A 12,079-nucleotide genomic window follows, 5' to 3' on the forward strand; every position below is an offset into this window, starting at 1 on the left:
GCAACGATATCGGGACCGACGAAAAAGTAAACAATGGAACAACAGTGAACATACAGTCACAAAACGTGAACGTTAACATAACAAAATCTACCAAAACACGCCAAAAAAGCAAACATTCGTCACCGACGAAAGCTAGTATGTAAGAGCAATGTGAGGACATATGCGGCACGACACAAGCCGTGGGCGCGGTGTCCGAAGTATTGGAAGGAAAGCACACATGACCGAATTCAAGGAGACCGAACTGGACGAGCGCGCCATCAAGATGGCCAAGGTCCTTTCGGCCGACGCGGTTGAGAAGGCGGGCTCCGGACACCCTGGCTCCCCCATCTCCCTGGCGCCTGTCGCCTACACGCTGTACCAGCATTTCATCAAGCACGATCCGAACGATCCCAACTGGGAAGGCCGCGATCGCTTCATCCTTTCCGGCGGCCACGCCTCCCTCACCCAGTACGTCCAGCTGTACTTCTCCGGCTACGGCGTGACTCTCGATGATCTCAAGCACTTCCGCGGCGGCGCCGACACCCGTACGCCGGGCCACCCCGAGTACGGCCTGACCCCGGGCATCGAAATGACCACCGGCCCGCTGGGCCAGGGCTTCGCCTCCGCCATCGGCTTCGCCTACGGCGAGCGTTTCCAGCGCGGTCTGCTCGATCCGAACACCCCGAAGGAAGAGTCCCCGTTCTACCACAAGATCTGGGCCATCTGCGGCGAAGGCGACATCGAAGAGGGCATCTCCGGCGAGGCCGCCTCGCTGGCCGCCAACCAGAAGCTCGGCAACCTGACCGTGATCTTCGACGCCAACCGCATCCAGATCGAGGGCGACACCAACCTGGTGCTGGCCGAGGACGTGCTCAAGCGCTTCCAGGCCTACGGCTGGTACACCGACGAGTTCAGCTTCATCCAGCCCGACGGCTCCTACAAGGAGGACATCGAAGGCCTGGCCGACGTGATCGCCAAGGCCGAGGCCGCCGCTCCGGACCAGCCGAAGCTCATCAAGGTCCACTCCCTGATCGCATGGCCGACCCCGGGCAAGACCAACGATCCGTCCTCGCACGGCTCCAAGCTGGGCGCCGAGGCCGTCGCCGGCCTCAAGAAGCTCCTCGGCTACGATCCGGAGGAGTCCTTCCACATCGACGAGGAGGCCCTCGCCCACGCCCGCAAGGTCGCCGAGCGCGGCCTCGAGGCCCACAAGGCATGGGACGAGAAGTTCGATGCCTGGCGCAAGGCCAACCCGGACAAGGCCGCCCTGTACGACCGCATCAAGGCCGGCAAGCTGCCCGAGGACTTCGACAAGGCCATCGACGACCTTGAGGCCACCTTCGAGGTCGGCAAGGGCGTCGCCACCCGTGGCGCCTCCGGCTCCGTTCTCAACGCTATCGCCGCCGTCATGCCCGAGCTGTGGGGTGGCTCCGCCGACCTCGGCGGCTCCAACAAGACCGATCTCAAGGGTGCCGCCACCTTCGCTCCGGCCGAGTGCGCCACCAAGCAGTGGCCGAACTGCAACGAGTTCGGTCGCCAGCTGCACTTCGGCGTGCGCGAGTTCACCATGGGCTGCATCACCAACGGCATCCTGCTGGGCTCCCACACCCGTCCGTTCGGCGGCACGTTCTTCATGTTCTCCGATTACGAGCGCTCCGCCGTCCGTCTGGCCGCGCTCATGGAGATCCCGAACCTGTACGTGTGGACGCATGACTCCGTCGCCGTCGGCGAGGACGGCCCGACCCACCAGCCGGTCGAGCATCTCGCCTCCTTCCGCGCCATCCCGCAGCTCGAGGTCATCCGCCCGGCGGACGCCTTCGAGACCGCCGAGGCCTACCGCTACTTCTTCGAGAAGAAGAACACGCTGCCGGGCGCCATGGTGCTGACCCGTCAGGGCGTGCCGACTCTCGCCGAGACCGCCGCCAAGGCCAAGGAAGGCGTGCGCAAGGGCGCCTACGTGCTCGTCGACACCGAGGGCACTCCGGATGTCATCCTCATGGCCTCCGGTTCCGAGGTCCAGTGGGCCGTCGCCGCCGCCAAGACCCTGGCCGAGAAGAACATCAAGGCCCGCGTGGTCTCCGTTCCTTCGATGGAATGGTTCGAGGAGCAGGATGCCGAGTACAAGGAGGCCGTGCTTCCGGCCGCCGTCAAGGCCCGCGTCTCCGTCGAGGCCGGTGTGGCGATGCCGTGGTACAAGTACCTCGGCTCCTACGGCAAGCCCGTCTCCATCGAGCAGTTCGGTCTGCAGGGCAACGGTGCGCAGAACATGATCGACCTCGGCATCACCGCCGAGCATGTGGTCGAGGCCGCCGAGGCGTCGCTGGCCGAAGTCGCCGCCGCCAAGTGATCATCACCAGATAATTCAATAAACTGTTGGCTCCCCTCGATCTGAGGGGAGCCTCAAACAAGGAGAAACACAACTATGACTGAAGCAACTCAGCGTACGTCCGACAACGGCGTTTCCATCTGGCTGGACGATCTGTCCCGCTCCCGCATCGAGTCCGGCTCCCTGCAGGACCTCATCGCCAACAAGAACGTCGTCGGTGTGACCACCAACCCGTCGATCTTCCAGAAGGCTCTGAGCCAGGTCGGCCCGTACGACGCTCAGCTCAAGGAGCTCGGCAAGGTTGACGTCGAGACCGCCGTGCGCGAGCTGACCACCACCGATGTGCGCAACGCCACCGACATCTTCCGCGAGATCGCCGAGGCCACCGACTTCGTCGACGGCCGTGTCTCCATCGAGGTCGACCCGCGTCTGGCCCACGAGACCGAAGCCACCGAGAAGCAGGCCGTCGAGCTGTGGGAGAAGGTCAACCGTCCGAACGCCATGATCAAGATCCCGGCGACCCTCGAAGGCCTGCCGGCCATCACCGCCACTCTGGCCAAGGGCATCTCCGTGAACGTCACCCTGATCTTCTCGCTCGAGCGCTACGAGCAGGTCATCGACGCCTACATCGAGGGCATCGCCCAGGCTGCCGCCAACGGCCACGACCTCAAGCACATCGGCTCCGTCGCCTCCTTCTTCGTCTCCCGCGTGGACACCGCGGTTGACAAGCTGCTGGAAGCCAACGGCTCCGACGAGGCCAAGGCTCTGGAGGGCAAGGCCGCCGTCGCCAATGCTCGCCTCGCTTACGAGCTGTTCGAGAAGAAGTTCGCCGAGGATCCGCGTTGGGCCGACCTGGCTGCCAAGGGCGCCAAGGTCCAGCGTCCGCTGTGGGCTTCCACCGGCACCAAGAACCCGGCCTACTCCGACTGCAAGTACGTTGACGAGCTGGTTGCCAAGCACATCGTCAACACCATGCCGGAGAAGACTCTGAACGCTCTGGCCGACCACGGCAATGGCGCTCCGTCCATCGAGGGCACCTACGAGGAGTCCCACGCCATCATCAACAAGCTGGCTGAGCTGGGCATCAACCTCAAGGACGTCACCGACAAGCTGGAGGCCGACGGCGTCGCCGCCTTCATCAAGTCCTGGGATTCCGTGCTGGCCGACGTGCAGTCCGGCATCGACCGCGTGAACGCCTGATTGCGGATCGTCTGATCGTCTGACTTGGCGATAGCCTGAATTGGGGTGTCAACCGACGCTGATCGGTTGGTGCCCCAATTCCTATATCATGTGCACCGCGTGCACGTGTGCGGCACCTCCTCACGTTGACAATGGTGCCATCTATGCGTGTGGGCCTCCCGATCATCACGACCGGGAGGCCCACACGCATATGCACTGCATGATATGGATTACCGCTTATGGCTTATGGCTTACAGCTGGCGACAAGGCGATCGGACGAATCATTCGCACTACCCGATCAGAATGCCCTCGGCAAAATGCCCTCGGCAGAATGCCCTCGGCCACCGAATCGTGAATCGCCAATGTCCGCTCGACACGTCACGGCCATTGCTTCATGGTCAACGCTTCATGGCGATCAGCAGACCCGTACCGGTCGGCGTCATCGCCGTATCGAATGCCTCATCGGATTCCACATCATCGATGAATCCACGCATCATGACGGCTTTCTCGCCTCGATCCGCCGGATTGAGCAAACCACCGTTCTCATGCTCTCCAGCCAGAGCGAACACGTCAGTGAATACGATCAGGCCATGCGACCTGAGCAGACGCGGCGCCTGCGCGAACGTGGCGGCATAATTGGCCGCATCGCCGGCCACTACGATCAAATCGTAGTCATCGCCGTTAAGACGAGGCAAAAACACCCCTGCCTGTGCGTTCACCGCACGAAGCCGCGTCTGCGTGCGATCCGCCAGATCGGTGAACAGCGACCGAATGAGCACGATGCCCTGAGCCGACGAATCGACCGCAGTCAGCTGACCGCCATTGTCAAGCCCTCGAATAAGCTCCAACGTCTCAACGATCGACCCAGTGCCAACCATGATGACCGACGAGGAACGTGTCATGCGCACCAGCAACGCCAGCAGCGCCGCCTGCGCGCTGGAACCCTGCGGAAGTCCGCTCTCCTCGGCACGCGTTCGCGCATCGACGAGTCCTTTGGGCTGCCTCGAAAACGCGTGGTCCTCAGCGAATTCCCATCCCTTGGCGAGATTCGTGTATGACGTCTTGTTCATGAACACCTACTGTAGCCGACAACGATCACATTGGCCCATCCGCCGGTCGCGACCGGCATCCGTGGCTTGGAAAAACAAGGCAGCCGCCGAGCATGGCAACGAAACGGCACCCGGCACTGCCCGTGGCGTCATCGTTCCTTGACCTTGGCGACGATCTGCCACATCTCCTCACCCACGTCTATGCCGCGAGGGCACTGCCTGGAACAGGCGCGCACCGACTGGCACGCCGCCACGCCGTCGGCGGTATCGATCATCTCCAACCGTCGGTCGGTGGCCGCGTCACGGGAGTCATTGACGAATCGGGATGCGGCGATCAAGGCGGCGGGCCCTATGAACGCGTCTCCGCCCGCGAACACCGGACAGCTGCCTTCGCATACCCCGCATGCGATGCAGTTCGACAGCATCTCATATTTCGCCAGCTGCTCGGGATTCTGCAGATATTCGAACACATCGATCTTGCCTTCGCTCGTCCTGGCAAGCGCGCCATCAGCCTGCAGATACGGTTCCAGCCGACGAATCTGGTCAAGCATCGGATCGATGTCGATGATGAGATCACGCTGTACGGGGAATCCCGGGAGCGGCGACAGTTCGATGACGCCCAGATCGCCGTCATCCAGCCGATCGTCGTCATCGCGACGATCCTCACCATCTACAAGCCCGGCATCGGTACGACGGAATCCGTCGTCATCAGTCAACGTCGTTCGGTCTGCTTTCGCCCACTCCTTCACACTCGCCGTGCACAGCAGCGTAGGCGTGCCGTTGATGGCGACGGCATCGGAGCCGCACATGCCATGCCCGCAGGAGTAGCGGAATGCAAGCGTTGGGTCCATCGTGCGTTTGACGGCCAGGAGGCAGTCGAGAACCGTGGCATCAGGCGCGACCGTCAGCACATAGTCCTGCGTCCATGACTTGCCGCGAGCACGGCGCACGCGCGATGCCGATGATGCGGCGAACGGCGAACCGCCTCGCTTGCCGAAGGGACTGCCGCCGCGTCCGGCACGGGAACCGCGATCGCCGCGATCGCGCTCCGGACGCGGTGTGAATCTGTTCACCCTCAACGTCACCGTGATCGCCGTCTCGTCACTGCCGCTCATGCCTCAAGCCTCCTCAACTCGAATCGACATCATATTGTGCCATAAGGCGTGGCCGTCACCGCCACTGCCGCCACTGGCGTCATGTGCAACCAGCGGCCGTCAGTAGGTTCTGGCCTGCGGCGGATAGTCGACGATATGCACCGGCTGCCAGGCGATCGCATCGCTGTCGGTCATGGAGTGCGCCAGGAACCGTTCATCATCACGTTTCGGGAAATCCCGTCGATAGAGCGATCCGCGCGATTCGTGCCGTTGATCGCAGGCGCGAAGCATGGCATCGGCGAGCTCGATCAGATGACGAATCTCCCAGATGGCGGTGATCTCCTGATTGAAGACGGTGCCAGCGTCGTGCGCACGCAGCGCGTTTGCGCGTGGGCACAGCTCGTCGTGCAGCGTCGCACGCGCCGATGTGATGGTCGCCGCATCGCATCGTACCGCCACGGCCTGTTCCATGACCCTTCCAAGATCCAGGAACAGGCGGTACGGATTGTCGCCATCGCCCGATTCGGCGGCATCGGCGGCATCAGCGGCATCGTTCGCAGCGTCCGCGTTGTCCGCTGAGCCGTCTGGCAGCAGCCTGGCAAGGTCGCGGGCGCGTGATGCGCTTGCCTGACGAAGGGCAGCCGACAACGGATCATCCCCAGCCGCAGAATCAGGTGATTCCGCCGAATCCACGGAATCAACCATGGCCTGCGCGGCATCGGCGGCATACTCCGCGTTGGATTCGACAGCAGCCGGATTGCGTTCGATGCGATCGGCGATCGCCATGCCGGCGCGTTCGCCGAACAGACAGGCGTCGAGCAGCGAATTGCCTCCCAGACGGTTCGCCCCATGCACCGATACGCATGAGCATTCGCCGGCGGCGAACAGGCCTTCGACAAGCTGCCGTCCCATGGAGTCGGCCTGCCCGTCATGCGTCCATCGATACACCTCGCCATCAATGGTCACAGGAAGCCCGCCCATCGTGTAATGCGCGGTCGGCTTGATCGGCACCCAGTCGGTCACCGGATCGATGCCGGCATAGGTGCGGATCGTCTCGACGACCTGAGGAAGCACCGACTCCATGTGCTCCGGGTCGATGCCGGTCATGTCGAGCCATACGCAGTCCTTCGGCCCCTGCGGGTCGCGGGGGTCGGCCACGCCGCGACCGGCGTCGATCTCCGCCATGATCGAGCGGCTTACGACATCTCGCGCGGCGAGATCGCGATGCTCAGGCGCATAGTGCTCCATGAACGCCTCTCCGAGTGCGTTGCGCAGCACGCCTCCCTCGGCTCGGGCCGCCTCCGACAGAAGAATGCCGGTGTGTGCCAGCCCGGTCGGATGGAACTGCACGAATTCGATGTCCTCCAGCTGCAGTCCGGCGGCGAGGGCGAGCGCCATGCCGTCGCCGGTGAGATCCCACGAATTCGACGTGGTGTGGAACAGCCGTCCGGCACCGCCCGTGGCCATCATCACGGCACGGCTCGCAATGGCATGAACCGCACCGGTGCGCATGTCGTAGGCGATGACGCCCGCCACGCGCCGACCATCCTCGGACAGGACAAGGTCGGTTACGTACCATTCCTCCGCAAACGTCACACCCGCCGCGACGCACTGCTGCCACAGCGAGTGGAGGATCTGATGCCCGATGCGATCGGCGGCGTAGGCGGCACGTCGAACCGGCTCTCCTCCGAAGTGCTTCGTATGCCCGCCGAATCGTCGCTGCGCGATATGCCCGTCGTCGGTGCGGGAGAACGCCACGCCGTCATGCTCCAGGGAGACCACCGTGCGCGGGGCGTCCTTCGCGAGGATACGGACCGCGTCCTGATCGCAGAGCCAGTCGCCTCCCTTGATGGTGTCGTAGTAGTGCCACTGCCAATCATCGGGCTCCATGTTGCCCAGACTCGCAGCGATGCCCCCTTCCGCGGAACCGGTATGCGAGCGCAGCGGCTGGAGCTTGGAGATCACCAGAATGCGCGGCTCGACTCCGGACGCACGCAGCCGCGCCACGGGTTCGGAGCGCAGTATGCCAAGCGCCGCCGAAAGACCGGCCGCTCCCGCGCCGACGATCACCGCATCGTACATGTCTTCGATATGCTTCGGACTCATACCCTCGATTGTCAACAGATGCCGGGACGTAGGCGGGCATGGCGCGGATATGACACGTCGTGCACGGCGGCGATAATGCCAGTATGGCATCGCCCCATACGACGGCAGCAGCGTCAACCGCAACGTCATCAGCGTCATCAGCGTCATCAGCGTCATCCGCATCCGCATCCGCATCCGCATCGCAAACGGCTGCATCATCCGCAGCCGCAGCCGCAGCCACTGCCACAGCCACTGCCACATCATCATCGGCATCGTTCAGCCAACGAGTGTATGCCGTGGTGCGCAGCATTCCCCGCGGCAAGGTCGCCACCTACGGTCAGGTCGCCGCGCTGGCCGGAAACCCGAGGAACGCGCGCTTCGTCGGCTTCGCACTGCATGCCAATCCGGACCCGGAGCGCATACCCTGCCATCGCGTCGTGTTCCGCGACGGTTCTCTTGCACCCGGATTCGCATTCGGCGGTCCCGATGAGCAGCGTCGCCGTCTTGAGCAAGAAGGCGTGCGATTCATCCCGCCAATCGACGTCCCCGATCACCAATCCCTGACGCACGATCACGCATCCGGAGCGCATCGCCACCATGACCACGAGTGGCGCGTGGATCTCATCCGGTGTCAATGGCGGGCGTGATCACACCACCCGTCATGGTGATCGTTCCGGCTAGTTCCATTTCGCCGATCGTCTCCAACACATCCCATACAGGTCGATCCGCGTCCTTCGATGCCATCATCTGTCTGATGCGTTCAAACGTCGGCGGCTCGTGACGACGCATGCATAAGCGCACCGCGTCCATGACCATGCGGGCTCTGGCGTCGCGCTCCGTACCGACATCGCCGCCGTTCCCCGCTACGTCCTCGCCGCAATCGCGCCCTTCGGCGGCATCGCCGGTCTCATTGACAACCACCCGAGGCGGATGACGCTCATGGCACATGTCCTCGGCATGCGTCGAACACACGATCATGGCCTTGCCGTCGTGAATGAGACTATTGCACCCGGCGTTGCCGGCCTTGTTGATATCGCCGGGAACCGCGTAGACCTCCCGGCTGATATCGGCGGCATAGGTGGCCGTGCTGAGCGCACCCGACCGCAGTCTCGCCTGCGCGACGATCACCGACGAGGCGAGCGCCGCGATGATGCGGTTGCGCATGAGGAACCGCCTCGCCTCAGGTATGGTTCCCGGACATAATTCGCTGATCAATGCGCCTCCCGATGCCACCATGGCGTCGAACAGGCGATCATTGCACCGTGGACCGATATGATTGAGACCTCCCGCGAACACCGCCACGGTTCGTCCAGCCATGCCCTGTTCCACGCCACGCATCGCGTCGATGGCACCCCAATGCGCTGCGGCATCCGCTCCCATCGCGCCGCCGGAAACGACAAGATGCCCCTGCGAGGCGACGTGTTCGGCGATGTCATGTGCAACAGCCCGACCATAGTCGTCCACGCCTCGCGAACCGACGATCGCAATGGGCCGCTCACAGCTGACCAGCGCCCCGGGATCTCCTCGTCCCCACAGGCATAGCGGTACGGCCCATTCCTGTCTGGTCGCCAGATCGGACAGCTGCGTCGGCCAGTACGGACTGTCCGGCGAGATGATCCATTGCGCTCCTCCCATGGTGAACCAGTCGCCCAACGATGCGAAATCCAACGTCGGAAGCTGCGCGACGCGATGATGCCATCGTTCAAGCGCACGGCGGAATACGGCCTTGTTCTGCGGGGTATTGGGCTTGTCCCAGCGAGTCAATCCCGTGGAGAACATGCGCTCCAATGCCGTCCTTGCGGGCACCGCGGTCTGCTTGGCGACGCCCGGCCGGCTGTCTATGATGAGGGCAAGCGCTTCGGTGGCGCTCGGCGCGCCCTTGAGCAGGGCATGCATGACCGCATCGGCGCTGTCCAAGCAAAACGTGAGCGTCGCCCGTGCCAATGTCTCGGTATCGATGGCCGGCGCTGCGGCCCCATGCGCGACCGCGGCCCCATGCGCGACTGCGGTGCCATGCGCGGGTACTCGACGGCCGCCGGATTCGGCATCGCTGTTCATGTTGGTCTCCTGTTCTGGTCCTGTTTCGTTCGAACGAGCATCGGCATGGACGGCCATCGGCCGCATGCCTGCATCTGGTGTGCTTCCTGACGGGCACGGGCAATCATAGATACTTCCTCAGGTGATTCTGGTGCGCATGGCGATGCCACGGATCATCTCCTCCCTGCGCGGCGAACATACTCCGGCGAGATCGGCCAGAGTCCAAGCCAGCCGCATGGCCCGGTCCGCCCCTCGCAAACTGAGGCGCTTGGTCTCCAGGGCACGGTTGATCAGCGCCAATGCGGACAGCGACGTGTTTCTGCGCAGCCACTCCCCCGAAGCCTGCGCATTGCACGACCATCCGTATTCGCCAAATCGCTCCCGTGCTGCACTGCGAGCCGCGATGACGCGGGATCGCATGGTTCTGCTGTCCTCGCAAATCTGCCCGTCGGAGGCATGGAGGCGTTCCACCGGCAGCACTTCGGTCTGGATGTCGATACGGTCGAGAATGGGACCCGACAGACGATTGAAGTAGCGTACTCGGTCACGCTCGCGACACGTGCATCGCTCCCCGTTGCCGTAGGCGAACCCGCACGGGCATGGGTTGGCGGCCATGATCAGCTGGAAGCGCGCCGGATAGTACGCCGTGCCTTTGGCTCGTGACAATGCGATGTATCCGGATTCCAACGGCTCGCGGAGCGATTGCAGCACGCGAGGGGCGAATTCCGGTGCCTCATCCATGAACAGAATCCCTCGATGGGAGCGCGTGATGGCTCCAGGTCCGGCCAGTCCGGAGCCTCCTCCCACCAGCGAGGCGTGGGATGCCGTGTGGTGGGGTGCCTCAAACGGTGGAACATCCGTGATGCCGTAGCGATGAAGCGTGCCGCAGATGGAGCGAATGGATGCGACCTCCAGCTGCTCCGTCTCGATGAGGGGACACATGATGCCCGGCATGCGCGATGCGAGCATCGTCTTTCCCGATCCGGGCGGACCGGTCATCAGCATATGATGGCCGCCAGCAGCCGCGACCTGCATGGCCCATTTCGTCATCTCCTGACCGACGACCTCGTTCATGTCCCCGATGCCGGGAACGGCGATGGCATCCTCCGCACCGGACGACAGCGACATCATCGCAGCGCAGGACGCTTCGGAAAGCGTGTATCGGGCATTGCCGCCCATGAGCTCTATCAGCTCACCCACATGGCGTAGCGCCGCAACCTTGAGCCCGGGCACCAGCGCCGCCTCCTCCTCGTTGCCCTTGGGCACGATCACGTTGTGGATTCCCAGCTCTCTGACATGCAGCAGGATGGGCAGCAGCCCGTTGATCGGCAGTATGGTGCCGTCAAGATTCAGCTCTCCCAGCACCACGGTATGCGACAGCGCGTCATGCGGTATCGTCCCAGCTGCTCCCAGCACGCTGGCCGCGATCGCAAGATCATGCGATGAACCGCGCTTGGGCATGGACGCCGGTGACAGGTTCACGGTGACGCGTGTGTCGGGCCATCGAAATCCGGTGGCCTGACACGCGGATTTGACTCGTTCACGAGCCTCGCTCAGCGAGGCATCAGGTAATCCGATGATGGAGAAATACGGCAGGCCCTGCGAAATAAACGCCTGTATCTGTATGATGAATGCCTTCAGTCCGACAAGACCGACGGACATGGCTTCTCCGATGGCCATCAGAACGCTCCTTCAATGCAGTTGATCGACGCCGAGTCGGCGGCGTCTAGAGTGATGGCGATCACGTCGAACCGGGTGCCACGATGCGGCACGCGATGATCGGGATCGATGAGCCATTGCACCGCGGCTCGACGCAAATGCGTTCGTTTCGCCGCGGTCACCGATTCCTGGGGCAGCCCGTAGCGCGTCGAGCGACGCGTCTTGACCTCGACGAAGACGATCACGCCCTGTGGGTCCACGGCGACGATATCCAGCTCGCCGTAGCGCGTGCGCCAATTGCGATCGAGTATCCTGCATCCCCGTGATTCGAGCCATTCGGCGGCGACCCGTTCGCCGAACGCCCCAAGGGATCTGGTATCAGACGCCTGCGGCGTGCAATGAGATGTACTGGCAATGGTGGTGTTCATCTGCCCTATGCAACAGCAGATTCGCCCGTTGCACAACGTCCACGGGCAATTGTGGACGCAGAGCCCGGCCTTCGGCGTGTTGTGGAAAACTTCCGCGAAAACCAAGCGAAAAACCGTGCCGGTTTTCGCACGCGAGGTGCCTCATTTGAAAATGAGCGCGAAATCCGGAGTGGTGCCTCACTTGGGGTGAGCGCGAAATCCTAGTCCTTGTCGGCTTGTGGGGTTTCTGTGTCTTCCGGTTCG

At 63.3% G+C, this 12,079-nt stretch carries 10 protein-coding genes; 4 read left to right on the forward strand and 6 right to left on the reverse strand.

Annotated elements, in window-relative coordinates; all coding sequences use genetic code 11:
• The first annotated feature begins 217 nt into the window (after positions 1–217).
• Together tkt and tal are read left to right on the forward strand one after the other, a co-directional pair.
• On the forward strand, positions 218–2,326 hold the full coding sequence (gene tkt / locus EHS19_RS06745) for a transketolase (RefSeq protein WP_151917012.1): 2,109 nt from the start codon (positions 218–220) through the stop codon (positions 2,324–2,326).
• A 75-nt stretch (positions 2,327–2,401) separates the two neighbouring features.
• Positions 2,402–3,505 (forward strand): transaldolase, encoded by a 1,104-nt coding sequence (tal, locus tag EHS19_RS06750; RefSeq protein ID WP_151917013.1) that lies wholly within the window; start codon positions 2,402–2,404, stop codon positions 3,503–3,505.
• A 377-nt stretch (positions 3,506–3,882) separates the two neighbouring features.
• Here tal and EHS19_RS06755 read toward each other — a convergent pair whose 3' ends face one another.
• From EHS19_RS06755 to EHS19_RS06765, 3 genes are all read right to left on the reverse strand, one after another.
• A complete protein-coding gene (locus EHS19_RS06755) occupies positions 3,883–4,554 on the reverse strand; it encodes an O-methyltransferase (protein WP_151917014.1) in 672 nt (223 codons plus the stop codon).
• Between the two features lie 128 nt (positions 4,555–4,682).
• Positions 4,683–5,648: a succinate dehydrogenase/fumarate reductase iron-sulfur subunit gene (locus tag EHS19_RS06760; protein WP_151917015.1), complete on the reverse strand. Its 966-nt coding sequence runs from the start codon at positions 5,646–5,648 to the stop codon at positions 4,683–4,685.
• 99 nt (positions 5,649–5,747) lie between these two features.
• Positions 5,748–7,733, reverse strand: a complete 1,986-nt coding sequence (locus EHS19_RS06765) for an FAD-binding protein (RefSeq protein ID WP_151917016.1) — start codon at positions 7,731–7,733, stop codon at positions 5,748–5,750.
• 266 nt (positions 7,734–7,999) lie between these two features.
• Between EHS19_RS06765 and EHS19_RS06770 the strand changes: the two genes are divergently transcribed.
• Positions 8,000–8,359, forward strand: a complete 360-nt coding sequence (locus tag EHS19_RS06770) for an MGMT family protein (RefSeq protein ID WP_151917017.1) — start codon at positions 8,000–8,002, stop codon at positions 8,357–8,359.
• On the opposite strand, the gene EHS19_RS06775 is transcribed toward EHS19_RS06770, so the two are convergent.
• The 3 genes from EHS19_RS06775 to EHS19_RS06785 all read right to left on the reverse strand — a co-directional run bounded on the left by EHS19_RS06775 (position 8,334) and on the right by EHS19_RS06785 (position 11,836).
• Positions 8,334–9,770 carry a DNA-processing protein DprA gene (locus EHS19_RS06775; protein WP_151917018.1) on the reverse strand — a complete coding sequence of 479 codons (1,437 nt, stop codon included), beginning with the start codon at positions 9,768–9,770 and terminating at the stop codon, positions 8,334–8,336. The two genes, EHS19_RS06770 and EHS19_RS06775, sit on opposite strands and share 26 nt — an antisense overlap.
• A gap of 117 nt (positions 9,771–9,887) precedes the next feature.
• On the reverse strand, positions 9,888–11,429 hold the full coding sequence (locus tag EHS19_RS06780; protein ID WP_151917019.1) for a YifB family Mg chelatase-like AAA ATPase: 1,542 nt from the start codon (positions 11,427–11,429) through the stop codon (positions 9,888–9,890).
• Complete coding sequence (locus EHS19_RS06785; protein WP_151917020.1) at positions 11,429–11,836, reverse strand: YraN family protein; 408 nt, start codon at positions 11,834–11,836, stop codon at positions 11,429–11,431. The genes EHS19_RS06780 and EHS19_RS06785 overlap by 1 nt, the downstream gene beginning before the upstream one ends.
• On the opposite strand from EHS19_RS06785, the gene EHS19_RS06790 reads away from it, so the two are divergent.
• On the forward strand, positions 11,823–12,026 hold the full coding sequence (locus EHS19_RS06790) for a hypothetical protein (protein ID WP_151917021.1): 204 nt from the start codon (positions 11,823–11,825) through the stop codon (positions 12,024–12,026). The two genes, EHS19_RS06785 and EHS19_RS06790, sit on opposite strands and share 14 nt — an antisense overlap.
• The last annotated feature ends 53 nt before the right edge of the window (positions 12,027–12,079 follow it).

Source organism: Bifidobacterium jacchi, assembly GCF_009078285.1.
GTDB lineage: Bacteria > Actinomycetota > Actinomycetes > Actinomycetales > Bifidobacteriaceae > Bifidobacterium > Bifidobacterium jacchi.